Source organism: Lichenibacterium ramalinae, assembly GCF_004137085.1.
Taxonomy (GTDB): Bacteria; Pseudomonadota; Alphaproteobacteria; order Rhizobiales; family Beijerinckiaceae; genus Lichenihabitans; species Lichenihabitans ramalinae.
In genome coordinates this window covers 182,812-207,291 of record NZ_QYBC01000003.1, presented here as the reverse complement: position 1 = coordinate 207,291, position 24,480 = coordinate 182,812, and the positions used below count along the sequence as shown (strand labels likewise).

Sequence of the window (24,480 nt, the reverse complement as noted above, 5' to 3'; positions counted from 1 at the left end):
GACATGAAAGCGCTCGCCACCGCCACCACCGTCCTGCTCGCCATCGGCGCCGTCCCGGCTTCCGCGGCCGAGACCAAGGACATGAAGATCGCCCTGTCCAACAACTTCGCCGGCAACAGCTGGCGCCAGGCCATGCTGAAGAGCTGGGAAACCGTCACCAAGCAGGCCGTGGCGGACGGCGTCGTGGCGGAGGCGCCCGCCTTCACCACGTCGGAGAACCAGGCCACCGAGCAGGCGGCCCAGATCCAGAACATGATCCTGCAGGGCTACAACGCCATCGTGATCGACGCGGCCTCGCCCACGGCCCTCAACGGCGCCATCCGCCAGGCCTGCGACGCCGGCATCGTGGTGGTGACGTTCGACGGCATCGCCACCGAACCCTGCGCCTACCGCATCGCCGTCGACTTCAAGAAGCTCGGCGGCATGCAGGTCGACTACTTCAAGAGCCGCGGCATCAAGGGCAACCTGCTCGAAGTGCGCGGCCTCGCCGGCGTCTTCGTCGACGACGAGATCCACGACGGCATCGAAGCCGGCGTGAAGGCCGACCCGGACCTCAAGATCGTCGGCAGCGTCCACGGCAACTGGACCCAGACCGTGGCCCAGAAGGAGGTCGCCGGCATCCTGCCGACCCTGCCCGACGTGGCCGCCGTGGCCACGCAGGGCGGGGACGGCTTCGGCACCGCCCAGGCCTTCAAGGACGCCGGCCGCAAGACCCCGGTCATCTTCCTCGGCAACCGCGAGGACGAGCTGAGCTGGTGGAAGCAGCAGAAGGACGCCACCGGCTACCAGACCATGTCGGCCTCCATCGCGCCCGGCTCCTCCACCTTCGCGTTCTGGGTCGCCAAGAAGCTCCTGGCCGGCGAGAAGCTGCCCCAGGACATGGTGCTGCCCATCACGGTGGTGACGCAGGACAACCTCGAGGACCAGCTGAAGCACACCGAGAAGGGCAGCGTCACCAACGTCGAGTACAAGGAAGCCGACGTGTCCGGCCTCCTGGCCGGCCTCAAGAAGTGACGGCGGCCGGCGGGGGCGCGGCACCGGCGGCGCCCCCCGCCGGTGCGGCCGCGGAGGTCTTCGTCGACCTCCGCGGCATCGCCAAGAGCTTCGGGGCCATCCGGGCCCTGCGGCCCGTCGACGTCGTGGTCCGCCGCGGCGAATGCCTGGGGCTCGTCGGCCACAACGGCGCCGGCAAGTCGACGCTGATGAACATCCTGTCGGGCGCCCTGTCGGCGAGCGCCGGCACGCTCGCCATCGCGGGCGAGGACCTCACGGGGCGCTACGACGTGCGCGGCGCGCACCGGGCCGGGGTGCGCTGCGTCTTCCAGGAGCTGTCGCTCTGCCCCAACCTGTCCATCGCCGAGAACGCCCGCATCGCCCACCCGGCGCTGCACGGCTTCGGCTGGCGCCGCCGCGCCGCCGCGCTGATGCAGGCGGCGCTCGACGGCATCTTCCCGGGCCACGGCCTCGGCATGGGCGACGTCGTGGGCTCGCTGTCGATCGGGCGGCGCCAGATGGTGGAGATCGCCCGCGCCTTCACCGAGACGGAGGAGAGGGCCCGGCTCGTGATCCTGGACGAGCCGACATCCTCGCTCGACGCCACGGCGGCCGACCAGCTCGTCGCGGCGGCGCGGCGCTTCGCGGCCGCGGGCGGCAGCACGGTGGTGATCTCCCACAAGATCAACGAGATCCTGGCCGTGGCGGACCGCATCGTGGTCATGAAGGACGGGGCCGTGGTGGACGACCGCCCGCGCGCCGCCTTCACCCGCGAGGGCATCGTCGACGCCATGGGCCACGCGGTCGAGCGGGCCCGCTCGGTGCGGGCCTCGACGGCCACGGCCGAGACGATGGTCGAGGTCCCGGCTTCGCGCCGCGACGGCCTGACGTTCCGGGCGGCGCGCGGCGAGATCATCGGGCTCGCCGGGCTCGCCGGCCATGGCCAGACCGACCTGCTGCTCGCCGTCCAGGCGCGCCGGCGGGGAACGCGCGTCGCCGGGGACGTCGCCCTCGTGCCGGGGGACCGCAGCACCGACGGCGTCTTCCCGCTCTGGTCGATCGAGCGCAACATGTCGGCGCGCTGGCTGCCGCACCTGCGCCGGGGCGGCCTCATCGACCTCGGGCGGGAGCGGGCCGAGGCCGGGGCCTGGCGCGAGCGCCTGGCCCTCAAGACGCCCGATCTCCGCAATCCCATCCTGTCGCTGTCCGGCGGCAACCAGCAGAAGGCGCTCTTCGCCCGCGCGCTCGGCGCGCCGGCCCGGATCATCCTGATGGACGATCCCATGCGGGGCGTCGACATCGGCACCAAGCAGGACGTCTACGCCATGATCGCGACCGAGGCCGCCGCCGGCCGGACCTTCCTGTGGTACACGACCGAGATGGACGAGCTCTTCCACTGCGACCGCACCTACGTGTTCCACGACGGGTCGATCGTCGCGGAACTGGCGGCCGCCGAACTGTCGGAGACCGCCGTCGTGCAGGCGTCCTTCAAGGACCATTCCGTCACGGACCATGCCGTCAAGGATCCCGCTTGATGCCGCGCTTTCTGTCCTGGTCCGCCGCCGAACGCCTGCTGCCCGCCCTCACCCTCGCCGCCCTCCTGGCCGGCATCTTCCACCAGCAGCCGCGCGCCATGTCGTATTTCGGGCTCGACCTGCTGCTCAACCTGTCGATCCCCATCATCTTCGCGACGCTCGCCCAGATGATGATCATCGCCATCAACGACCTCGACCTGTCGATCGGCGCCTTCGTGTCGCTCGTCGCCTGCATCGGCTCGACGCTGCTGACGACGGAGCCGGTGCTGGGCGTCCTGGCGCTGCTCGCCGGCATCGCCGCCTACGGGCTCGTCGGCGCCCTCGTCGAATGGCGCCGCCTGCCGTCCATCGTGGTGACGCTCGGCCTGTCCTTCGTGTGGCTCGGCCTCGCCGTCATCGTGCTGCCGACGCCGGGCGGCCGCGCCCCCGCGGTCCTGTCGACGCTGGTGCGGGTGAAGCCGCCCTTCGCGCCGCTGCCCGTCTATGTGGCGGCCGTGGTGGCGCTGCTCGGCTGGCTCGCGGTGTCGCGGTCCTCCATGGGCGTCGTGCTGCGCGGTGCCGGCGGCAACCCGCGCTCGGTGGCGCGGGCGGGCTGGTCGATGCTGGCGATCCGCGTCTCCGTCTACGCCACGGCGGGCGTGCTCGGCACGCTGGCGGGCCTGTCGCTGTTGGGGCTCACCACGTCGGGCGACGCCAACATCGCGTCCCGCTACACGCTGGTGTCGATCGCCTCGGTGATCCTCGGCGGCGCGTCCTTCACGGGCGGCCGCGTGTTCCCGGTGGGCGCCGTGCTGGGCGCCATGACGCTGACGCTCGCCGCCTCGTTCCTGACCTTCATGCGCATCAGTCCGGACTGGCAGATCGGCGCCCAGGGCTTCATCCTCATCGCCGTGCTGGCGCTGCGGGCGCTGCTGACGCGCTGGAAGGAGACGAGCTGATGCTGGCCGCGCTGCGCGGGCGGATCGCCGCCGCCCCCTGGATCTGGTCCTTCCTCGGCACGGCCGCCACCTGGCTGGTGACGGTGTCGATCTCGGGCGGGCGCGGCGGGGAAGAGATCATCTCGGCCGCCCTCACCTTCTCGGCCTTCACCGTGCTGGTGTCGCTCGGGCAGATGATGGTCATCACCACGGGCCCCGGGAACGTCGACCTGTCGATCCCGTCGGTCATCGCCCTGTCGAGCGCCGTCGCCATGCTGGTCATGGACGAGCGGGCCGGCATGATCGTGCCGGGCCTCGCCGCCGCGGTGGCGGCGGGCCTCGCGGTCGGGGGCGCCAACTACGGCCTGATCCGCCTGCTGCGCATCCCGCCCATCATCGCCACGCTGTCGTCGAGCCTCGTCGTCATGTCGGTGGCGATCGTCCTCGGCCGGGGCCTGAAGATCAAGCCGCCGCAGGTCTTCGCCGATGCCGTGACGACCAAGGTCGCCGGCGTGCCGCTGCTCGCCATCGTGGCCCTGGCGGCGGCGGTGGCCATCGCCTTCGTGCTGGAGCGCACGCTCTACGGCCGCACCGTCTCGGCGATCGGCCAGAGCCGCCGCATCGCCCGCCTCGCCGGGCTCGACGTCGAGCGGGCGAGCCTCCTCACCTACATGCTGTCGGGGGGGCTGGCGGGCCTCACCGGCGCCCTCATCGCCGGCTTCTCGGGCGGCAACTCGCTCGACCAGGGCGCCGAATACCTGCTGTTGACCATCGCCGTCGTGGTGATCGGCGGCACCTCCGTGTCGGGCGGGCGGGCCAGCGTGCCGGGCATCTGGGGGGCGGCGCTCTTCATGTTCCTCATCGTCACCATGCTCAACGCCTCGGGCGTGTCGCCCGGCCTGCGCATGCTCATCACCGGCCTCATCATCATCGGGGTGATCGCGGTCGGCGGCAGCGAGCGCGCCCCGCGCTGACGGTGGCGGCGGCGTGGCGGCGTCCGCTCGCCGGCTCGCCATCTCGGCCGCATGTGCCTCCGGGGGCTCCACCCCGACGCCACCGGCCTGCGTCGGGGCGCCGCAACCGGGGACGGCGGTCGCCGCCGGCCGCCGCTGGTATGACGGGGGCCGAGCCGTCCGAGTCCGGGGGCCGGGAGGTCGGCATGAAGGTCGGGATCATCGGGGCGGGGCTGGCGGGGCTCAGTTGCGCGGCGCGCCTCGCCGCGGCCGGCCACGCGGTGGCGCTGTTCGACAAGGGCCGGGCCCCGGGCGGCCGCCTGTCGACGCGGCGCGCCGAGACGCCGCTGGGCCAGGCCCGGTTCGACCACGGCGCCCAATACTTCACGGCCCGCGATCCGGAGTTCGTCCGGCAGGTGGAGGCCTGGGCGCGCGACGGGCTCGCGGCGCCCTGGCCGGCGGCGGGCGAGGAAGCCTGGGTGGGGACGCCCGGCATGAACGCCCCCGCCCGCGCGCTGGCCTCCGGCCTCGCCGTGCATCGGTCGGCCCGCATCGCCGGCCTGCACCGCGCGGCGGCCGGCTGGCAGTTCCGCGGCGACGGCGTCGACGCCGGCCCCTTCGATGCCGCCGTCGTGGCGCTGCCGGCCGAGCAGGCCGGCCCGCTCGTGCAGAGCTGGAGCGCGGATTTCGCCGCCGCGGCCGCCGCCACGCCCGCAGCCCCCTGCTGGACCGTGATGGCGCTGTTCCCCGCGCGCCTGCCGATCCCGGAAGACGTCGTGACGCGGCAGGGTCCCATCGGCTGGGCGGCACGGGACTCGGCCAAGCCGGGGCGCGGCGGACCGGAATCCTGGGTGGTGCAGGCCAGCCCCGAATGGTCGCGCCAGCACCTCGAGGAGACGCCGCAGGCCGTCGCCCCGGCACTGCTCGCGGCGCTGGCGACCGTGGCGGGCCCGACCGCGGTGCCGGCGGCCTGGTCGGCGGCCCATCGCTGGCGCTACGCGCGCTCGGGCACGCTCGGGCGGGACGCGCTGTGGGACGCGAGCCTCGGCCTCGGGCTCTGCGGCGACTGGCTGCTCGGCCCCCGCGTCGAATGTGCCTGGCTGTCCGGCCACCGCCTGGCCGGGACGATGCTGGCAGGCTGAGCGGCGGCGCCGCCCGCGCCCGCCGTCAGCCCTTCTTCTTGGTCGAGATCGGCTCGGTCTGACCCTTGGACATCAGGCTCGCGGCCGGCACCGCGGCCGTCTTGGCCTTGGCGTCCTTCTTGGGCTTCTTCTTTTCCTTGTTGCTGCGCTGCTCACCACTCGCCATGGCGGACCTCCCTCGCGGATCATCTAGGGCCGGCTGATCCCTCGCCGAAACGCCACCATAGGCCGAGGGCGCGCAACCGCGCCAGGGGTCACGTTCCGTCCGGCGCCGGCCGCACCACGCCCGATGCGGTCCGGCCCGCGGCGGAGGCGGTTGCAGGCCCGGGCGGCGCGGCGCGGCCTGCTCGCCCGGGTGGAACCCGCGTGCGACGGCGCCCGTCCCCCTTCCCTCCCGCGCCGCGGCGGCGCAGAACATCGACCTGCAACGGCAGCCTCGAGGCTGCGGCACGGGAGGACGGACATGGCCAAGGAACGGATCGGCTTCATCGGCGTGGGGCTCATGGGCCACGGCATGGCCAAGAACATCGTCGAGAAGGGCCATCCCCTGACGGTCCTGGGCCACCGCAAGCGCGACGCCGTCGACGACCTCCTCGGGCGGGGAGCCACCGAGGCCGACAGCCTCGCCGACCTCGCGCGGCGCTCCGACATCGTGGTGCTCTGCGTCACCGGCTCGCCCCAGGTCGAGGCCGTGCTGACCGGCCCCGGCGGGCTCGCGACGGCGGAGCGGCCGGGCGGGGCGCCCCTGATGGTCATCGACTGCTCGACCTCGGAGCCGGCCGTGACGCGGCGGCTGGCGGCCGCGCTGGCGCCGCAGGGCATCACGCTGATCGACGCGCCGCTGAGCCGGACGCCGAAGGACGCCTGGGAGGGCACGCTCGACGTGATGGTGGGGGGCGACGACGAGGCCCTGGCGCGGGCCACGCCCGTGCTGTCGTGTTTCGCCGGTCGCGTCGTCCCGACCGGCCCGGTCGGCACCGGCCACACGATGAAGCTGCTCAACAACTTCCTGTCGATGGGCTATGCGGCGCTGTATTCCGAGGCCCTGATGATCGGCGCCAAATCCGGCCTGACGCCGGCGGTCTTCGACAGCGTCATCGCGGGCGGGCGGATGGACTGCGGCTTCTACCAGACCTTCCGGCGCTACGTGATCGAGCGCGACCCCGAGGCGCACCGCTTCACGCTCGACAACGCCCTCAAGGACGTGACGTACCTGGCGGGCTTCGCCCAGGCGCTCGGCGTCGCCAACCCGGTCGGCGCCGCCGTCCGCAACGCCTTCGCCCAGCCGGTGGCGGCCGGCCACGGCCAGGACTACGTGCCGACCCTGTCGGACCGCATCGCCGAGGCCAACGGCACCTCGCTCACGGCGAATCGCTCCGGGAGCGTCTGATCCGAAAGGCCGAGCCCCGTCAGGCGCCGCGCATGGCGGCGATGACGGCGGCCAGCTTGGCCTTGCCGCTGTCGGTGAAGGCGGCGCGCTCGCCCTTCTTCTCGGCGAGGCCGGCGGTCTCGAGTTCCTCGATGGCGGCAGGGTCGGCGGCGTGCCCGGCCCCGTCCTTGAGGACCACGTCGACCACGGCGTCGCCCGAGGACAGCTCGTGATAGGCGGCGAAGGCGAAGACCGCGATGGCCTTGTCGCTGAGGCTGCTGGACGCCATTGGAGTTCCCCTGCGTTCGATTGCTGATGCCAGCGGCAATGCCGCGGCGCCCCGCTTGGTTCGGCGCCGCGGCCCGGCGCGTTGCCGCAGTTGCGGGGCCGGGGCCGCGGCGCCAGATCAGGCGCATGACACCGCGGCGCGAAGACTTCCCGATATGAGGCGCGACGGCGAGGGACGAGGGCCGCCCCCGCCCCGGCCGGCCCCGGTCTGCCCGCTCTGCGACCGGCCCATCCCACCCGGGGCCAAGGCGAGCCGGCACCATCTCGTGCCGAAGCTGAAGGGCGGCGCCAAGCTCGGCACCATCCATCTCCACCAGTTGTGCCACAGCGCCATCCACGCCCGCTTCTCCGAGGCCGAGATCGCGCGCCGGCTGAGCGACGTCGAGAGCCTCAAGGCCGACCCGGAGCTGGCCGAGTTCCTGGCCTGGGTCCGGACCAAGCCGGACGACTTCCACGCCCCGACCCGCCTGACGCGGGACCGCCGCGACGGACGGGGCCGGCGCCACCGTTGAACCCTCGGGACGCGGCCCGCCGCAGTCGTGGCGGCGGCGCATCCTCCGCTGTACTTGCGCGGTGCTCCACCGTCGCAATGCGGCTGCGTCTCGGCCCCGGCCTGCGGGCCGAGATGCTGCCGAGGCTCCCGCCGCAGCCCTGTGGAGAGCGGGTTCGCCCGCGCGAAGCTCCGCGGCCGGCCCCGCCCCGGCGCCGGTCGAGCCCCGGCAACGCAGTCTCTCATTATCCACAGTGGAGTCGCGCCTAGACTATCGGGCGCCATGTCGACGATGATATCTTGCGTGACGAGATCAACTCTCCTAAATTCAGTACATTCCAGCTTCCCAGAACCAAGAGGCGCGCTCCCGAGTGCTCGCGCGGATGGCGAGACGGCCGGTCCTCAAAAGTGTGACAAAGATGAAGTTTCAACCCAAAAGGTTTACAGTCGAAGTGAAGCGCGGCACGAGTCGCGCGGCGTTCTCTTCGGCCGATGCCGGCCCGGACAAGTTCGGCGCCGCCGAAGCCATGCTGTTCGGCGCTGCGCCCAAGCCCCACACCGCCGAAGCCTCGCAGAAGGCCCGCCCCGCCGCACCGCCCCGCCGCATCCTCGAATCCCTGGCCGAGGCGCCGGCCATCCCCGTGATGCTGGCGGACGCGGAAGAGGAGGTCGAGCGTCCGCGCCGCGGCCGGAAGCCCGGCTCCAAGAACAAGCCGAAGGTCGCCGCCGCCGCCCTCGCGCCGACCCAGCCCGTGCTCAGCGCGGCGGCCCTGGCCTTCATGAAGGCGCCTGCCGCGGCGGCACCGGCCGCGCCGCTGCGCGCCGAGGCCGACCCGGCCCCCGTCGCGGCCCGGCCCGAGCCCATCCTGCTGCGTGAAGCCCGCCCGGCGGAATCCGCCGACGGCGAAAGCCGCCGCAGCCGCCTGCGCGAACGCTCCAGCATCATCCAGCGTTACGTGCTCGGCACGGCGCCCCAGCCCGGCCAGACCGGGTCGCTGCGGGCGCGCAAGCTGGCCCGCGCCGCGGCGTCGGCGCGCTGAAGCCCCCTCGGGCCCGCCCGGGAACCGGGCGGGCCCGCTGATGCCCATTGCGCCCGCCCGGGAACCGGGCGGCCCGCTGATGCCCATTGCGCCCGCCCGGGAACCGGGCGGCCCGCTGATGCCCATTGCGCCCGCCCGGGACCTGGGGGGCCGCTTCAGGCCCCGATGCCGCCGAGGCACAGGAACTTGATCTCGAGGTAGTCGTCGATGCCGTATTTCGAGCCCTCGCGGCCGAGGCCCGAGGCCTTGACGCCGCCGAAGGGCGCGACTTCCGTCGAGATGATCCCCTCGTTGATGCCCACCATGCCGACTTCGAGCGCCTCGGCGACGCGGAACACGCGGCCGACATCGCGGGTGTAGAAGTATCCGGCGAGGCCGAACGGCGTGTCGTTGGCCATGGCGATGGCTTCCGCCTCGGTTCCGAAGCGGAACAGCGGCGCCACGGGCCCGAAGGTCTCGTCCGAGAAGATGTCGGCGTCGCGCGGCACGTCGGCCAGCACCGTCGGGTCGTAGAAGGTGCCGCCGAGGGCGTGCCCGCCGCCGCCCGTCAGCACGCGGGCGCCGCGCTTCACCGCGTCGTCGACGTGGCGCTGCACCTTGCCGAGCGCGTTGCGGCTGATGAGCGGCCCTTGGGTGACGCCGTCCTCCGTGCCGTCGCCGACCTTGAGGGCGCGCACCGCCTCCACCAGCTTGGCGGCGAAGGCGTCGTAGATGCCGTCCTGCACGAGGAAGCGGTTGGCGCAGACGCAGGTCTGCCCGGTGTTCCGGTACTTGGACGCCATGGCGCCCGCCACGGCGGCGTCGAGGTCGGCATCGTCGAAGACGATGAAGGGGGCGTTGCCGCCGAGCTCCATGCTGGTCTTCTTGATGGTCGGGGCGCACTGCGCCAGCAGGATGGCGCCGACGCGGGTCGAGCCCGTGAAGGACAGCTTGCGCACCAGCGGGTTCGCGCAGAGTTCCTTGCCGCTTTCGGAGGCGTCGCCCGTCACGATGTTGCACACGCCCGGCGGCATGCCGGCGCGCTCGGCGAGGACCGCGATGGCGAGGGCCGAGAAGGGCGTGTCGTCGGCCGGACGGATGACGCCCGTGCAGCCCGCCGCCCAGCCGGGGCCGGCCTTGCGGGTGATCATGGCGGTGGGGAAATTCCAGGGCGTGATGGCGGCGAAGACCCCGATGGGCTCCTTCTGCACGATGATACGCCGGCCCGAGACGTTCTGCGGGATGGTGTCGCCGTAGACGCGCTTGGCTTCCTCGGCGAACCATTCGATGAAGCTCGCCGCATACAGGATCTCGCCCCGCGCCTCGGCCAGCGGCTTGCCCTGCTCCGCCGTCATGATGCGGGCGAGGTCCTCCTGGTTGTCGATCATCAGCTCGAAGAGCCGGCGCAGCACGGCGGCGCGCTCCTTCGCGGTCCTGGCGCGCCACCCCGCCTGGGCGGCATGGGCCGCCGCGACCGCGTCTCCGATCTCGGCGCGCGACAGCGACGGCACGTGGCCGAGGAGCGCGCCCGTGGCCGGGTTTGTCACCGCGATGGTGGCGCCGTCCCTGGCCGTGATCCAGCGCCCGCCGACGTGGTTGGCTTCGCGGAACAGGCCCGGGTCCTTCAGCGGCAGCGGCGCCGCGCTCGTGCCGTCGGTCGCATGGGTCATGCTGGCTGTCTCCGCGGATCTGTTGACGGCCCTCGGTCGGTCGCCGCCAATGGGGCTCGACACCCATGATCCATGCCGCGGCGGAGCGCAACGCATGACACCCTTCACGTTTCAAACCTGCCCCAACCTCGTCTTCGCGCCGGGGGCGGCGGCCCGCATCGGGGAGATCGTCGGGGAGGCCGGTGCGCGGCGCGTCCTGCTGGTGACCGACGCGGGCGTGCGCGGCGCCGGCCTGACGCGCGACGCCGAGGCGGCCCTGGCGGCGGCCGGCGTCGCGCTCTCGGTCTTCGACGGCGTGGTGGCGGACCCGCCGGCCGCCGTGGTGGAGGCCGCCGCCGCGCAGGCCCGGGCGGAGGGGATCGACCTCGTCCTGGCGATCGGCGGCGGTTCCGCGCTCGACACCGCCAAGCTCGTCGCCTACCTGGCGCGCTCCGGCGAGGCGCTCGAAACGCTCTACGGCGTCGACATCGCCAAGGGGCAGCGCCTGCCCCTGGTGCTGGTGCCGACCACGTCCGGCACCGGCTCCGAGGTGACGCCGATCGCCATCGTGACGACGCCCTCCGAGGAGAAGAAGGGGGTGGTGTCGCGCCGCCTGCTGCCCGACTGGGCCATCCTCGACCCCACGCTGACCCTGGGCCTGCCCGCCCCCGTCACGGCCGCCACCGGCATCGACGCCATGGTGCATGCCATCGAGGCCTATACCAGCCGCCACCGCAAGAACCCCATCTCGGACCAGCTCGCCCGCCAGGCCTTGGCGCTGCTGTCCGGCAACCTGCGCGCCGCGTGCCGCGACGGGCGGGACCTCGCGGCACGCTCCGCCATGCTGCTCGGCGCCTCGCTGGCCGGCATGGCCTTCGCCAACGCGCCGGTGGCGGCCGTCCATGCCCTGGCCTATCCGATCGGCGCGCTGTTCCACGTGCCGCACGGCCTGTCCAACGCCCTGGTGTTGACCGGCGTCATGCGCTTCAACCTGTCGGCGGCGGCGCCCCTCTATGCCGAACTCGCCCCCCTCCTCGATCCCGCGGCTGCGGGCTGCCCGGTGCCGGAGGCGGCCGAGCGTTTCGTCGCGGCGCTCGAAGACCTCTGCCGCGACTGCGGGGTGCCGGCATCGCTGGCGGCGGTCGGGATCGGCGCCGGCGACCTCGACCGGCTGGCAGGCGACGCCATGAAGCAGACGCGCCTGCTCGTGAACAACCCGCGCGACATGACGCTCGGCGACGCCAGGGCCATCTACGCGGCCGCGCTGGGGACGGGCTGACGCGCCGTCACGGCCGTGTCGTGCCGCCGGTCAACGCCGGAAGCGCCACACGCCGCTGCGCTTCACGTCGGCATCCTCGAGCGAGCGCATGACCGGCACGTCGTAGGCGGCGAGGCTTTCGAAGCGCGCCGCGTCGAAGTAGCTGCGCCCGGGGTCGCCCACCAGCACGCGCGCGCCGCGGGCCGCCAGCCCGGCGAGCCAGGCCGTCACGGCGCCGGCCGTGTCGCGCTCGTAGAAGATGTCGGCCGCCAGCACCACGTCCCAGCCCTCGTCGCGCCCCACGAGGTCGTCGCCCCGCGGCGCCACCGCCACGCCGTTCAGCGCCGCGTTCATGGCGATGGCGTCGAGCGCGAAGGCGTCGATGTCGGCGGCCTCGACGGCGAGCGCCCCGGCGCGGGCCGCCGCGATCGCGACGAGGCCCGAGCCGCTGGCGAAGTCGAGCACGCGGGCGCCCCGCACCGCCTCGGGACGGTCGACGAGGTAGCGGGCCAGCGCCTGGCCGCCCGCCCAGGCGAAGGCCCAGAAGGGCGGGGGCAGGTCGAGGAGGCCGAGGTCGGCCTCGGTCTTCTGCCACAGCTCGGTCGCGTCGTCGGCGAGGTGCAGGCGGATCTCGGGCACCTGCGGCACCGGCAGGACGCGGGTGTTGCGCCGGATGAAGTCCGCCCGGTCGCGGAGCGGCGTCATCGCGGCGCCCCCACGAGGCCGCGGTAGACGGCGACGAAATCGGCCGCGACCCGCGCGGTCGTGAAGCCGTCGAGCACCCGGGCGCGGGCGGCCCCGGCGAAGCGTTCGACCAGCGCCGGGTCGTAGGCCAGCGTCACGAGCGCGTCGGCCAGCGCCTCGGGATCCTCCGGCGGCACCACGAAGCCCTCGATGCCGTCGCGCGCGAAGGTGGCGCAGCCCGGCGTCGCCGTGGTCAGCACGGCGCGGGCCGCGGCGGCGCCCTCCAGCAGGGCGCGCGGCAGGCCCTCGCCCCCGCGCGAGGGCACCAGCACGACGTGGTGGCGGCGCCACACGGCGGCGATGTCGCCCGCATGGCCGTGCCAGGCCACGCCGGGCTCCTCGGACCAGCGGCGGAGCTGCTCCTCGGGGATGGCGCGCGGGTTCTCGGGATCGGGGACGCCGAACAGCGAGAGTTCCACCGGTGCCCCCGCGGCCCGGGCCCGGCGCAGCGCTTCCACGGCGACGTCGACGCCCTTCGAGTGGACCATGCGGGCCACCAGGGCCGCCCGGAGCGGCGGCATCGGCGGGAGGGGCTGGGCGAGCTCGCGCTCGGGATCGATGCCGGCGCCGCCCACCACCGTGACGCGGGGGCCGGCCGGGTCGAGCCCCAGCAGGGCGGGATCTTCCCGGTTCTCGAAGACGAAATGCGCCCGCCGCCCGCCGAGCGGCCCGCGCAGCAGCCAGCCCAGCGCCCCGCGGGCCAGGCGCGCCTTGACGGTCCGGCTCGCGCCGAGGAGCCCCAGGCCGGTGACGGCCTGCACGCGCCGCGGCACGCCCGCCAGCAGCGCGCCGAGGCCGGCCAGCACGATGAGCCGCACCGACACGAGGTGGACGATGTCGGGCCGCTCGGCCCGGAACAGCCGCGCGAAGGCCCGGGCATGGCCCACCATGGCCAGCGGCCCGAACTGCCCGCGCTCGTGGGCGGACGGGATGACGCGGACGCCCTCGGCCTCGATGCGGCGCCGCAGCGCCTCGTCGCGGAGCCGCACCGTCACGGCCACGTCGAAGCCCGCGCTCCGCGCCGCCGCCGCCACGGACAGGAAATGCGACACGAAGAACCAGTCTTCCGTGACGACGAAGAGCAGTCGGGGCGGTCGCGTCATCGGGGAACCGGCTGCGGCGGGGATGCCGCCCGGGCCTTGTCGAGGGATTTCGCCGCCAGCGTCAAGGCCGGGCCCGGCCCGGCCAGGCCCGGGCCGGGCGAATGCGCCCCGGCGGGTGGGGAACTTCGCTCGTGGCCTGTCGTTTCGCCAGTGTCGAAACTGTGCTGCTGCTCATCATCGTCGGCGGGCCAACCCTCCGCGCCAGAAGGGATTCAGCTTTTGGACAGACCCGTCTCGGTCAAGCTCGTGCTGCGCGCCGGTGCCCTCAACGGCGAGCGACCCGGCTGGGACGATCGCCGCGGCAAGCTCTTCTGGGTCGACATCCGCGAACCCGCCCTGCATCTCCTCGATCCCGCCTCCGGCGAGGACACGGCCTGGGAGTTGCCGGCCTGGATCGGCTGTTTCGCGCTCGACCGGGCGGGCGATGTCGTGGTGGCGCTGGCCACCGGGCTCTACCACCTGCGGCTCGAGACCGGGGCGCTGCAGCCCCTCGCCCACGCGCCCTTCGACCCGCGCCGTTTCATCTTCAACGACGGGCGCTGCGACCCGCGCGGACGCTTCTTCGCCGGCGCCATGTACCTGCCGCTGAAGCCCGGCGACCAGAGCGGCGAGCCCGCCGGCTCGCCGCTGTGGCGCTACGACGGCGGCGGGCGCTGGACCGCCGTGACCGACCCGGTCAAGACCTCGAACGGCCTCGCCTGGAGCCCGGACGGGCGCACCATGTACCATGCCGACACGGACCCCAAGGTCATCTGGGCCTACGATTACGACCTCGACAGCGGCACGCCGTCCAACAAGCGCGTCTTCGCCCGCCTCGACGTCGCCGACACCCAGGGTGGGCCCGACGGCGCCTCGGTCGATTCCGAGGGCTTCTACTGGACGGCGGTCTTCGCCAACGGCGCGCTGCTGCGCTTCGACCCCGACGGCCGGCTGGAGCGCCGCGTCCCCATGCCGGTGACCTATCCCACCATGCCGGTCTTCGGCGGGCCCGACCTGCGGACGCTCTTCGTCACCTCGGCCAACTGGCCGAAGCCGCCCGCCTGGCGCGCCGCCCATCCCGACGAGGGCGGCGTCTTCGCCCTCGACGCGCCGGTGCCGGGCCTTCCCCCCAACCGTTTCGACTTCGGAGCTCTCACGCCATGACCATGACCGTCGGCGATTTTCTCATCGAGCGCCTGCACGCCTGGGGCGTGCGCAAGATCTTCGGTTATCCGGGGGACGGGATCAACGGCGTGTTCGGCGCGCTGCAGCGCTGCGGCGGCAAGATCGAGTTCATCCAGGTGCGCCACGAGGAGATGGCGGCCTTCATGGCCTCGGCCTATGCCAAGTTCAGCGGCGAACTCGGCGTCTGCATCGCCACCTCCGGCCCCGGCGCCTCGCATCTCCTCACCGGCCTCTACGACGCCCGCATGGACCACATGCCGGTGCTGGCGCTGGTCGGCCAGCAGGCCCGCACCGCGGTGGGGGCGCATTACCAGCAGGAACTCGACCTCAACGCCATGTTCAAGGACGTGGCGGGCGCCTTCGTGCAGACCGCCATGGCCCCCGCCCAGGTGCGCCACCTCGTCGACCGGGCGATCCGCACCGCCGTGTCGGAGCGCGTCGTGACGGCGCTGATCCTGCCCAACGACCTGCAGGAACTGCCCTACGAGGAGCCCAAGCGGGCCCACGGCAACACCTTCTCGGGCGTCGGCTATGCCCGGCCCAAGACCGTCCCCTACGACCGCGACCTGCGCCAGGCGGCCGATATCCTCAATGCCGGCCAGAAGGTCGCCATGCTGATCGGCGCCGGCTGCGTCGACGCCGTCGACGAGGTGATCGCCGCGGCCGAGAAGCTCGGGGCGGGCTGCGCCAAGGCGCTGCTCGGCAAGTTCGTCCTGCCCGACGACCTACCCTGGTCGACCGGCACCATCGGGCTGCTCGGCACGGAAGCGTCGTCCAACATGATGGCGGAATGCGACACGCTGTTCATGGTGGGCTCGGGCTTCCCCTGGGCCGAGTTCCTGCCCAAGGAGGGCCAGGCCCGGGGCGTGCAGATCGACCTCAAGGGCGACATGCTGTCGATCCGCTACCCGATGGAATGCAACCTGCACGGCGACGCCGCCGAAACACTGCGGGCCCTGCTGCCTCTGCTCGAGAAGAAGACCGACCGCGCCTGGCAGGAGAAGGTCGTCGGCTGGACGAAGACCTCCTGGGACCAGGCGGCGGCCCAGGCCAAGAAGAAGGCCAACCCCGTCAACCCGCAGCGCGTCACGTCGGAGCTGTCGCCGCGCCTGCCCGAGCGCGTCATCGTCACGTCGGATTCCGGCTCCTGCGCCAACTGGTACGCCCGCGACCTCAAGGTGCGGCGCGGCATGATGGGCTCGCTGTCGGGCTCGCTGGCCTCCATGGGGGCGGCCGTCCCCTACGCCATCGCGGCGAAGTTCGCCCATCCGGACCGGCCCGTCGTGGCGCTGGTCGGCGACGGCGCCATGCAGATGAACAACATGGCGGAACTCATCACGGTGTCGAAGTACCACCACCTCTGGTCCAACAAGACCTGGGTGGTCTGCGTCTTCAACAACGAGGACCTGAACCAGGTGACCTGGGAGCAGCGCGTGATGGAGGGCAACCCGAAGTTCGTCGCCTCCCAGCAGATCCCCAACGTGCCCTACCACAAGTTCGGCGAGCTGATCGGCTTCAAGGGGCTCTACGTCGACGACCCCGAGATGCTGGGCGAGGCCTGGGACGAGGCCCTGCGCTCGGACAAGCCCGTGGTGCTGGAGGTGAAGACCGACCCAGAGGTGCCGCCGCTGCCGCCCTTCATCACCTTCCAGCAGGCCCGCAACTTCATGACGACCCTCGCCAAGGGCGACCAGCACGAGGGAAGCGTCATCATGGGCGCGGCACGCCAGCTCATCGGGTCGCTTCTGCCCGGCCACGCCGACAAGTGAACGACAACGCCCGGCAGGGCGCCGTGCCGGCGATGGGCGCCGCGCCGGCCATCGGCGCCGTGCGGGCCTCGGCCTTCACGGTGCCGACCGACGGGCCGGAAGCCGACGGCACCTTCGCCTGGGACAGCACCACGCTGGTGCTGGCCGAGGTGGAGGCCGGCGGCGAGACCGGGCTGGGCTTCTCCTACACGGGGGCGGCCGCCGCCGGCCTCGTCGCCGGCCCCCTCGCGGCGTCGGTCCGGGGCCTGTCCGCCTTCGATCCCCCCCGGGCCTTCGCGGCCATGCGGCACGCGGTGCGCAACCTCGGCCGCGCGGGGCTCTGCGCCACCGCCATCTCGGCCCTCGACCTCGCGCTCTGGGAACTCAAGGCCAAGCTGCACGGGCTGGCGCTGGCGACCCTGCTGGGGCAGGCGCGCGATGCCGTGCCGATCTACGGCTCGGGCGGCTTCACGAGTTACTCGGACGCACAACTCGAGGCGCAGCTCCGCTGCTGGGTCGAGCGCGACGGGTGCCGCTGGGTGAAGATGAAGATCGGCACCGATCCGTCGGCCGACCCGCACCGCGTCGCGGTGGCGAGAAGGGCCATCGGGGAGCGCGAACTCTTCGTCGACGCCAACGGGGCCTTCTCGGTGAAGGGTGCGCTGCGCTTCGCCGACATCGCCGCCCACCAGGGCGTGGCCTGGTTCGAGGAGCCCGTGACGTCGGACGACGTCGACGGGCTCCGGCTGGTGCGCGAGCGCGCGCCGGCCGGCATGGACATCGCCGCCGGCGAATACGGCTACACGCTCGACGACGCGCGCCGCCTGCTGGCGGCCGGCGCCGTGGACTGCCTGCAGGCCGATGCGACGCGCATCGGCGGGCTCACCGGTTTCCTGCGCGTGGCCGCGCTGTGCGAGGCCCATCACATCGACCTGTCGGGCCATTGCGCGCCCGCCATGCATCTCCACGCCGCAGCCGCGGCGCCGAACCTGCGCCACCTCGAGTGGTTTCACGATCACGCCCGCATCGAGCACCTGCTGTTCGACGGGGCGCCGCACCCGCGGGACGGTGCCGTCCGGCCGGATCCGTCGCGGCCCGGCCACGGCCTCTCCCTCCGCGCCGCCGACGCCGAGCCCTTCCGCGTCCATTGAAGGATCACGCCATGTCCGGCCCCACCCGCGCGGCGGATTTCGCCGACCTCGCCGACGATCCGGCGCCCGCCCACGTGGCCCGCGAGCCCGCGGGCCGGGACGGTGAGGTCCGAGGCCGGCGGGCCGCGCCGGCCTGGGCGGAGGCGCGCTTCGGCCTGCCGCTGCACGCCCCGGCGACGGGCGTCGCGATCGGCCCGGTCCGCATGATCCACGGCGCCGCCGCCATGCTGGCCACGTCGGTGCTGGCCGACAGCGGCATCGAGCACGACCGGGGCCAGTACCACAACCCCGCGATGTTCCTGCCGCTCGTGTCCTCGACGCTGTCGATCCTGGCGAGCCTCGACGGCGCGACGCGCGACGAGAAGCGGGCGCACCCGCTGCGCCTCGCCTCCTACGGCATCGCCATGACGGTGGGCCTGTTGGGCACCGGCTTCCACCTCTACAACATCACCAAGAAGCCGGGCGGCATCTCCTGGGAGAACCTGTTCTACCAGGCGCCGATCGGCGCCCCGGCCGCCCTGTCGCTGTCGGGCCTGCTCGGCCTCGCCGCCGAGGGCATCCGGCACGAGACGGCGGACCGACCCCCGACGCTGCTGGGACTCCCCGCCGCCCCGGCCCTCGCCGCCCTGACCAGCCTCGGCCTTCTGGGGACGACCGCGGAGGTGGCGCTGCTGCATTTCCGCGGCAACTTCCAGAACCCCGCCATGTACCTGCCGGTGCTGCTGCCCCCCATCGCCGCCGCCCTCACCGGGGATGCGGCCCTGCGGCCGGACCGGCGCGCGCGGCCCCAAGCCAAGCTGTGGCTCGGCATCACGGCGGCGCTCGGCGTCGCCGGCGTGGCGTTCCACGCATACGGCACGTCCCGCTACATGGGCGGCTTCAAGAACTGGCGGCAGAACGTGCTCGACGGCCCGCCCCTGCCCGCGCCGCCGAGCTTCTCGGGCCTCGCCCTCGCGGGCCTCGCCGCCCTGGCACTCCTCGAAAGGCACGGCGATGACTGAGCGCTCCTTCCCCGGCTACGACGTCCTCGACAAGCGCGACACGCCGTCCTGGAACGACGCCACGCGCAGCGCCATCGACGCGCGCCTGGCGGTGCCGCGCGAGCCGCGCTTCTTCTCCTCGGACGAGTTCGCCACGCTGGAAGCCGTGTGCGACCGCATCCTGCCCCAGCCGGCGGACCGCCAGGACCCCGTGCCGCTCGCCGCCTACGTGGACGCCAAGATCTTCTCCGGCCAACTCGACGGCTACCGCTTCGACAAGCTGCCGCCGCAGGGCGAGGCCTGGAAGATCGGGCTCGCCGCGCTCGATCACGAGGCGCGGGACCGCCACAACGCGCGCTTCCGCGACCTCAGCCGCGCCGACCGGGACAACATCCTGCGCGAGATGCAGCAGGGGCGCCTGGAGGGGGACCACTGGCAGGGCATGCCGTTGAAGCTGTTCTTCATGAAGCGCGTCGTCCACGACGTGACGGACGCCTATTACGGCCACCCCACGGCCTGGAGCGAGATCGGCTTCGGCGGGCCGGCGAGCCCGCGCGGCTACGTGCGCATGGACAAGAACCGCCGCGACCCGTGGGAAGCCGCCGAAGGCAAGCCCGGACAGGAAGAGCGCGCCCTCGTGGAGAACAAACATGTCGTCTGATCCCTTCGAGCGCCCCCGCGCCGCGAACGGCAGGGCGCCGGACGTCTTCAAGACGGGCGGCTGGATCCCGATGCGGCAGCACCGGGACGTCGACGAGGTGGACTTCGCCATCGTGGGCACGGGCGCCGGCGGCGGCACGCTGGCGGCGCGCCTGGCCGAGAAGGGTTTCTCCGTCGTCGCCTTCGACGCCGGCCCCTACTTCCGGCCGCTCGAAGACTTCGCCTCCGACGAGACCGCGCAGGAGAAGCTCTACTGGAACGACCCGCGCGTCGTGCAGGGCGCCGACCCGATCGTCATGGGCGGCAAGAACTCCGGCAAGACGGTCGGCGGCTCCATGGTGCATTTCGCCATGGTGTCGCTGCGCTTCCGGCCCGAATGGTTCAAGGCGAGGAGCACGCTCGGCTACGGCGCCGACTGGCCCATCGGCTGGGAGGAGATGTGGCGCTACTACGACCAGGTCGAGCGCGACCTTTCCATCTCCGGCCCCATCACCTATCCCTGGGGCCCGCCCCGGCCCCGCTACCCCTACCGCCCGCACCCGATGAACGCGGCTGCCGAGGTGCTGGCGCGCGGCTGCGAGGCCATGGGCATGAAGTGGACGCCGACGCCGCTCGCCACCGTGTCGGCGCCGCGCGGCGAAGCCCACCCTTGCGTGTACCGCGGCTTCTGCCGCTTCGGCTGTTCGACCAACGCCAAGCAGAGCACGCTGAACACCTACATCCCGCGCGCCATCCGGGCCGGCGCCGAGATCCGCGACCTCGCCATGGTGGGCCGCATCGAGACCGATGCAGGCGACCGCGCCACCGGCGTCCACTACCACCGGGACGGCCAGTGGCGCTTCCAGAAGGCCCGCAACGTCATCGTGGCGGGCTACGCCGTGGAATCGCCGCGCCTGCTGCTCAACTCGGCCACGGACCGGCACCGCGATGGGCTCGCCAACTCGTCGGGCCTCGTCGGCAAAAACCTGATGACCCAGCCCAACCAGGCGGTCTACGGCAAGTCGAAGGACGAGATCCGCTGGAACAAGGGCCCCCCGTCGCTCGCCATCACGGAGCACTGGAACTACGACGACGAGAAGGACTTCCACGGCGGCTATTGCTGGATGGGACAGGGTCCGCTGCCGATCGAGTGGGCCAAGACCATGACGACGTCGCGCGGGATCTGGGGCGACGAGCTGCGCCTGGCCATGCAGGACTATAACTACCAGGTCGGCGTCAAGATGGTGGGCGAGTGCCTGCCGAGCGAGAACAACCGCGTCGAGCTCGCCGACCAGAAGGACCGCTACGGCCTGCCGGTCGCCAAGATCACCTTCGGCTGGAGCGAGAACGACAAGGCGCTCATCCGGCACGCCCTCGACCAGATGGAGATGAGCATGGAGGCGGCGGGCGTCACCGACCTGTTCCGCCAGGAGGAGGACGCCAACCATCTCGGCGGCACCGTGAAGATGGGCGACGACCGCCGCAGCTCCGTGTTGGACGCCGACTGCCGCTCCTGGGACGTGCCGAACCTCTTCGTCTGCGACGGCTCGGTCTTCCCGACGGTCGGCGGCGTCAACCCCTCGCTCACCATCCAGGCGATCGCGCTGCGCACGGCGGACCGCATCGAGCAGCTGGCGGCCCACGGCGACCTGTGACGCCGCCGGGCCGCGGGCGCTCCGGGGCGGGAGCGCCGGCGCTCCCGCCCCGAAGTCCTCGAGCCTGCCCGCAGGCTCGCCGTTCAGGGCTCACATGAAGAGCCGGTCCTTCGGCATGCCGGCGTAGAGGGACGCCACCTGCTCCCCGTAGCCGTTGTAGATCACGGTCGGGCGGCGGTCGTCCGTGCCGATGACCTCCTCGGTGGCCTGGCTCCAGCGCGGGTGCGGCACCTCGGGGTTCACGTTGGCCCAGAAGCCGTATTCTTCGGGCGCCAGCGCCGCCCAGGTGGTCTCGGGCTGCTTGTCGGTGAAGGCGATCTCGACGATGGATTTCACGGATTTGAAGCCGTATTTCCACGGCACGGCGAGGCGCAGCGGCGCCCCCATCACCTTGGGCAGCGGCTTGCCGTAGGCGCCCGTCACCATGAAGGCGAGGTCGTTCGTGGCTTCCGCCATGGTGAGGCCCTCGACATAGGGCCATTGCAGGATGAAGCTGCGCTGGCCGGGCGCCATCTTGGGGTCCTTGAAGGTCTTCATCACCATGTATTTGGCCGAGCCGAGCGGCTTGGCGAAATCAACCAGCCGCTTCACCGGAAAGCCCGTCCAGGGCACCTGCATGGCCCAGGCCTCGACGCAGCGGTGCCGGTAGAGCCGCTCCTCCAGCGTCATGGCCTTGAGCAGGTCGTCGATCCCGACCTCCCGGGGCTGCTCGACGAGGCCGCTGAACTTCACCGTCCAGGGCCGCACCTTGAGCATCTGGGCGGCCTCGGCGACGTGCTTGGACGTGCCGTATTCGTAGAAGTTGTTGTAGTCGGTGTTGACCTTCTCGGGCGTCACCGGCCCGGAGATCTTGAAGGCCGGGTTGGCCTTGGCGGGATACAGCGCCGCCGAGGGATCGGGCGCGTCGGGGGCCGCGGGCGCGGCGCCGCTGCCGAAGCCCCAGGCCCGCGCCGGGGCAGTGCCGAGCGTGCCGGCCCCGAGCGCCGCCGCGCCGGCCAGGAGGGCGCGGCGGTTGAGGAAGACGTGTTCGGGCGTCGCGTCCCGCTCGGGGATCGCCCAGGACGGGCGGTTGCGGATCAACATGGGCTTCACTCCTGCTGGGACGGCGCCCGGCGCCGGGTCTGCCGAGACATATGGGGCCGGTGAGCCTGGAAAGCCCGGGGCGCTGCGGCGAAACGCCCGGTGCTATGGCGGAGCGAAACATTGCGATAGGTTCGCCGCGCCAGGTTCACCGAGGACGCCATGCACAGTGTCAAGCTTTCGGCCGACGTCACCGTCGCCAGCCAGCCCCATCTCCCGGAATTTCGCGACATCGCGGCCGAGGGTTACGTGGCGGTGATCAACAATCGGCCCGACGGCGAGGACCCGACGCAGCCCGGCTCCGAGGCCGAGGAAGCCGCCGCCGAGGAGGCCGGCCTCGCCTATGCCCACATCCCCATGGGCCACGGGCCGCTGGCCGAAAGCGACGTGCGGCACTTCCAATCCGTCGTGAAGGGCGCCGCCGGGCCGGTCCTCGTGCACTGCCGCTCGGGCACCCGCTCGGCCAACCTGTGGGCCATCGGCGAGGTGCTGGACGGCCGCATGGCGGTCGGCGACCTCGCGCCGCTCAGCCGCCAGATCGGCCTCGACCTGTCGGGCGCGGCGGGCTGGCTGCGGCAGCACGACGCCGACGGGGCTTAGCCTTTCCAAAGCTTCACATGCGCGGCGGTCATCTTTCCGCTTTGATCCGCCCCGACGAGGATGACGCCTCGCGGTGCCGCGACGACAGCCCGCATCCCATCGACGACCGGACGCGCCCCGGTCCCGCAAAGGTTGAGCCATGACGCATTTCGTCCAGGACGTGAAGGACATCTGGCGCCTCGCGGTCCCGTATTTCAGGCGCAAGGCGCCGGGCGAGATCCACCTCTGGTTCGTCGGGCCGGTCCGCATGCCGGAGAACTGGATCGGCATCGGCCTGCTCGCCTGCGTGGTGGCGCTGGAGGTCGGCGCCTCCTACATGGCGAAGCTGCTCAACAACTGGTCGCAGGGCTTCGGCGACGCCATCCAGGGCAAGGACTGGCACGCCTTCCTGGCCTCGTTGGGCGACTTCACCCTGATCGTCACGCCCTACCTGCTCGTCTATTCGCTGAACAACTACATCAACCAGGTGCTGCAGATCCGCTGGCGCAAGGCCATGACGGACGACTTCGTCGGCCGCTGGCTGTCCCCCGCCCAGCACTACCGCATGCGCCTCGTCGCCGGGCAGGCCGACAACCCCGACCAGCGCATCTCGGACGACATCCACCAGTTCGTCGGCAACACGATGGTGCTGGGCGTCGGCTTCTTCGGCAATTTCCTGCGGCTCGCCATCTTCCTGCAGGTGCTGTGGGTGCTGTCGACCGCCTTCCCGATGACGAGCTTCGGCCTGTCCTTCAACATCCCGGGTTACCTCGTCTGGCTCGCCGTGATCTACGCCGGCCTCGGCACCGCCATCACCTACCTGATCGGCCGCCAACTGGTGAACCTGAAGTACAACCAGGAACGGTTCGAGGCCAACTTCCGCTTCGGCATGGCGCGCATCCGCGAGAACTCAGAACAGATCGCCCTGCTGGGCGGCGAAGCCGCCGAGCGCAGCGCCCTCGACGAGCGCTACCAATCCATCCTGGGCAACGTCTACGGGGTGATCCGGCTGACGCTCAAGCTCAACTTCTTCTCGTTTTTCTTCGGGCAGTTCTCCAACATCTTCCCCTACCTGCTGCTGGGGCCGGCCTTCTTCTTCGGGACGGCGACCTACGGCACGCTGATGCGCAGCGTGTCGACCTTCGGACGGGTGCAGGACGGGTTGACCTGGTTCGCCGACAGCTTCCAGCAGCTCGCCAACTACCGCGCCATCGTGCAGCGCCTCGTGAGCTTCGAGGAGGTGATGGCCAGGAGCGACGCGGCGGCGGCGGCCAAGCCCAACATCGTGACCCGCCCCGGCACGGCCGAGGCCTTCGCGGCCGAGGGCATCGTGGTGAGCCTGCCCGACCGCACGCCGCTGACCGCCGTCCCCTCCTTCAGCCTGGCGGCAGGCGACCGCGTGCTGCTGTCGGGCCGCTCGGGCTCCGGCAAGACGACCCTGCTGCGCGCCTTCTCGGGCGTGTGGCCCTATGGCGACGGGCGCATCGACGTGCCGGACGGCACCCGCAGCCTGGTCCTGCCCCAGCGCTCCTACTTGCCGCTCGGCACGCTGCGCCAGGCCATCTGCTATCCCGACACGCTCGACGCCTACGCCGACGCCACGGTGCGGGACGTGCTCGGCGCCGTCGGCCTCGGCCACCTCGCACCCGAACTCGACCGCGCCGACAACTGGCCGCAGCGCCTGTCGGGCGGCGAACAGCAGCGCCTCGGCATGGCCCGGGCCATCCTGTCCAAACCCGACTGGCTGTTCCTCGACGAGGCCACCTCGGCGCTGGACGCCGACGCCGAGATCGCCCTCTACGACGCGCTGATCGACCGCCTGCCCGGCGCCGGCATCGTGTCCATCACCCATCGCCCGACGCTCGACGGCCTGCACAACCGCCGGGTGGAGATGACCAAGGGCCCGGGCGGCCTCTTCCAGGCCGGGGAAGCGCTCCCGGCCGCCGCCGAGTGACGGGCCGGGGCGGTGCCGTGACGGCGCGGTGGCCGCGCCGGGGTGGCGCCCCCGCCAGGAGCGTCCCGTT

Annotated in this window: 23 protein-coding genes; 17 read left to right on the top strand and 6 right to left on the bottom strand. The window is 72.4% G+C overall.

Translation table 11 applies throughout. From position 1 onward, the window contains the following. Positions 1 to 3: 3 nt before the first annotated feature. The 5 genes from D3272_RS05155 (at position 4) to D3272_RS05135 (ending at position 5,540) form a co-directional block, all read left to right on the top strand. Positions 4 to 1,014 (top strand): ABC transporter substrate-binding protein, encoded by a 1,011-nt coding sequence (locus D3272_RS05155; RefSeq protein ID WP_129218074.1) that lies wholly within the window; start codon positions 4 to 6, stop codon positions 1,012 to 1,014. Further along, positions 1,011 to 2,528 carry a sugar ABC transporter ATP-binding protein gene (locus D3272_RS05150; protein ID WP_129218073.1) on the top strand — a complete coding sequence of 506 codons (1,518 nt, stop codon included), beginning with the start codon at positions 1,011 to 1,013 and terminating at the stop codon, positions 2,526 to 2,528. Before D3272_RS05155 ends, D3272_RS05150 begins: the two co-directional genes overlap by 4 nt. After that, positions 2,528 to 3,466: an ABC transporter permease gene (locus D3272_RS05145; RefSeq protein WP_129218072.1), complete on the top strand. Its 939-nt coding sequence runs from the start codon at positions 2,528 to 2,530 to the stop codon at positions 3,464 to 3,466. The genes D3272_RS05150 and D3272_RS05145 overlap by 1 nt, the downstream gene beginning before the upstream one ends. A gap of 2 nt (positions 3,467 to 3,468) precedes the next feature. After that, positions 3,469 to 4,419 (top strand): ABC transporter permease, encoded by a 951-nt coding sequence (locus D3272_RS05140; RefSeq protein ID WP_165361237.1) that lies wholly within the window; start codon positions 3,469 to 3,471, stop codon positions 4,417 to 4,419. A 185-nt stretch (positions 4,420 to 4,604) separates the two neighbouring features. Then, positions 4,605 to 5,540 (top strand): NAD(P)/FAD-dependent oxidoreductase, encoded by a 936-nt coding sequence (locus tag D3272_RS05135; RefSeq protein WP_129218070.1) that lies wholly within the window; start codon positions 4,605 to 4,607, stop codon positions 5,538 to 5,540. Between the two features lie 25 nt (positions 5,541 to 5,565). Here D3272_RS05135 and D3272_RS27180 read toward each other — a convergent pair whose 3' ends face one another. After that, a complete protein-coding gene (locus D3272_RS27180; protein ID WP_165361224.1) occupies positions 5,566 to 5,706 on the bottom strand; it encodes a hypothetical protein in 141 nt (46 codons plus the stop codon). A 297-nt stretch (positions 5,707 to 6,003) separates the two neighbouring features. Here D3272_RS27180 and D3272_RS05130 point away from each other — a divergent pair, with 297 nt between their 5' ends. Beyond that, positions 6,004 to 6,930 carry an NAD(P)-dependent oxidoreductase gene (locus tag D3272_RS05130; RefSeq protein WP_129218069.1) on the top strand — a complete coding sequence of 309 codons (927 nt, stop codon included), beginning with the start codon at positions 6,004 to 6,006 and terminating at the stop codon, positions 6,928 to 6,930. A 19-nt stretch (positions 6,931 to 6,949) separates the two neighbouring features. Here the strand turns inward: D3272_RS05130 and D3272_RS05125 are convergent, their stop codons facing one another. Beyond that, entirely contained in the window at positions 6,950 to 7,198 is a 249-nt protein-coding gene (locus D3272_RS05125) for a hypothetical protein (RefSeq protein WP_129218068.1), read from the bottom strand. A gap of 154 nt (positions 7,199 to 7,352) precedes the next feature. Between D3272_RS05125 and D3272_RS05120 the strand changes: the two genes are divergently transcribed. Beyond that, the gene (locus tag D3272_RS05120; RefSeq protein WP_129218067.1) at positions 7,353 to 7,709 is read left to right on the top strand and encodes a restriction endonuclease; all 357 of its coding nucleotides are present in this window, start codon (positions 7,353 to 7,355) and stop codon (positions 7,707 to 7,709) included. 397 nt (positions 7,710 to 8,106) lie between these two features. After that, positions 8,107 to 8,727: a hypothetical protein gene (locus tag D3272_RS05115; protein WP_129218066.1), complete on the top strand. Its 621-nt coding sequence runs from the start codon at positions 8,107 to 8,109 to the stop codon at positions 8,725 to 8,727. A 155-nt stretch (positions 8,728 to 8,882) separates the two neighbouring features. On the opposite strand, the gene D3272_RS05110 is transcribed toward D3272_RS05115, so the two are convergent. Then, the gene (locus tag D3272_RS05110) at positions 8,883 to 10,376 is read right to left on the bottom strand and encodes an NAD-dependent succinate-semialdehyde dehydrogenase (protein WP_129218065.1); all 1,494 of its coding nucleotides are present in this window, start codon (positions 10,374 to 10,376) and stop codon (positions 8,883 to 8,885) included. A 94-nt stretch (positions 10,377 to 10,470) separates the two neighbouring features. Between D3272_RS05110 and D3272_RS05105 the strand changes: the two genes are divergently transcribed. Then, complete coding sequence (locus D3272_RS05105) at positions 10,471 to 11,634, top strand: iron-containing alcohol dehydrogenase (RefSeq protein ID WP_129218064.1); 1,164 nt, start codon at positions 10,471 to 10,473, stop codon at positions 11,632 to 11,634. 30 nt (positions 11,635 to 11,664) lie between these two features. Here the strand turns inward: D3272_RS05105 and D3272_RS05100 are convergent, their stop codons facing one another. Together D3272_RS05100 and D3272_RS05095 are read right to left on the bottom strand one after the other, a co-directional pair. Continuing rightward, positions 11,665 to 12,318 carry a class I SAM-dependent methyltransferase gene (locus D3272_RS05100; protein ID WP_129218063.1) on the bottom strand — a complete coding sequence of 218 codons (654 nt, stop codon included), beginning with the start codon at positions 12,316 to 12,318 and terminating at the stop codon, positions 11,665 to 11,667. After that, positions 12,315 to 13,460 carry a glycosyltransferase gene (locus D3272_RS05095; protein ID WP_129218062.1) on the bottom strand — a complete coding sequence of 382 codons (1,146 nt, stop codon included), beginning with the start codon at positions 13,458 to 13,460 and terminating at the stop codon, positions 12,315 to 12,317. Before D3272_RS05095 ends, D3272_RS05100 begins: the two co-directional genes overlap by 4 nt. Positions 13,461 to 13,679: 219 nt before the next feature. Here D3272_RS05095 and D3272_RS05090 point away from each other — a divergent pair, with 219 nt between their 5' ends. The 6 genes from D3272_RS05090 to D3272_RS05065 are packed head-to-tail and all read left to right on the top strand — an operon-like array spanning position 13,680 to position 20,797. Then, positions 13,680 to 14,603, top strand: coding sequence for an SMP-30/gluconolactonase/LRE family protein (locus tag D3272_RS05090; RefSeq protein WP_165361223.1), 924 nt, complete (start codon positions 13,680 to 13,682; stop codon positions 14,601 to 14,603). Beyond that, positions 14,600 to 16,393, top strand: a complete 1,794-nt coding sequence (locus D3272_RS05085) for a thiamine pyrophosphate-requiring protein (RefSeq protein WP_129218060.1) — start codon at positions 14,600 to 14,602, stop codon at positions 16,391 to 16,393. The genes D3272_RS05090 and D3272_RS05085 overlap by 4 nt, the downstream gene beginning before the upstream one ends. A 32-nt stretch (positions 16,394 to 16,425) precedes the next feature. Further along, positions 16,426 to 17,523, top strand: a complete 1,098-nt coding sequence (locus tag D3272_RS05080; protein ID WP_129218160.1) for an enolase C-terminal domain-like protein — start codon at positions 16,426 to 16,428, stop codon at positions 17,521 to 17,523. 11 nt (positions 17,524 to 17,534) lie between these two features. Then, positions 17,535 to 18,524 (top strand): hypothetical protein, encoded by a 990-nt coding sequence (locus D3272_RS05075; RefSeq protein WP_245496391.1) that lies wholly within the window; start codon positions 17,535 to 17,537, stop codon positions 18,522 to 18,524. Then, positions 18,517 to 19,164, top strand: a complete 648-nt coding sequence (locus tag D3272_RS05070; protein ID WP_129218059.1) for a gluconate 2-dehydrogenase subunit 3 family protein — start codon at positions 18,517 to 18,519, stop codon at positions 19,162 to 19,164. Before D3272_RS05075 ends, D3272_RS05070 begins: the two co-directional genes overlap by 8 nt. Then, positions 19,154 to 20,797, top strand: a complete 1,644-nt coding sequence (locus tag D3272_RS05065; protein ID WP_129218058.1) for a GMC family oxidoreductase — start codon at positions 19,154 to 19,156, stop codon at positions 20,795 to 20,797. The genes D3272_RS05070 and D3272_RS05065 overlap by 11 nt, the downstream gene beginning before the upstream one ends. A 90-nt stretch (positions 20,798 to 20,887) precedes the next feature. Here D3272_RS05065 and msrP read toward each other — a convergent pair whose 3' ends face one another. Further along, the gene (gene msrP / locus D3272_RS05060; protein ID WP_129218057.1) at positions 20,888 to 21,880 is read right to left on the bottom strand and encodes a protein-methionine-sulfoxide reductase catalytic subunit MsrP; all 993 of its coding nucleotides are present in this window, start codon (positions 21,878 to 21,880) and stop codon (positions 20,888 to 20,890) included. A gap of 159 nt (positions 21,881 to 22,039) precedes the next feature. On the opposite strand from msrP, the gene D3272_RS05055 reads away from it, so the two are divergent. Then, a complete protein-coding gene (locus D3272_RS05055) occupies positions 22,040 to 22,477 on the top strand; it encodes a protein tyrosine phosphatase family protein (protein ID WP_129218056.1) in 438 nt (145 codons plus the stop codon). A gap of 139 nt (positions 22,478 to 22,616) precedes the next feature. Then, positions 22,617 to 24,410, top strand: coding sequence for an ABC transporter ATP-binding protein/permease (locus D3272_RS05050; protein WP_129218055.1), 1,794 nt, complete (start codon positions 22,617 to 22,619; stop codon positions 24,408 to 24,410). The last annotated feature ends 70 nt before the right edge of the window (positions 24,411 to 24,480 follow it).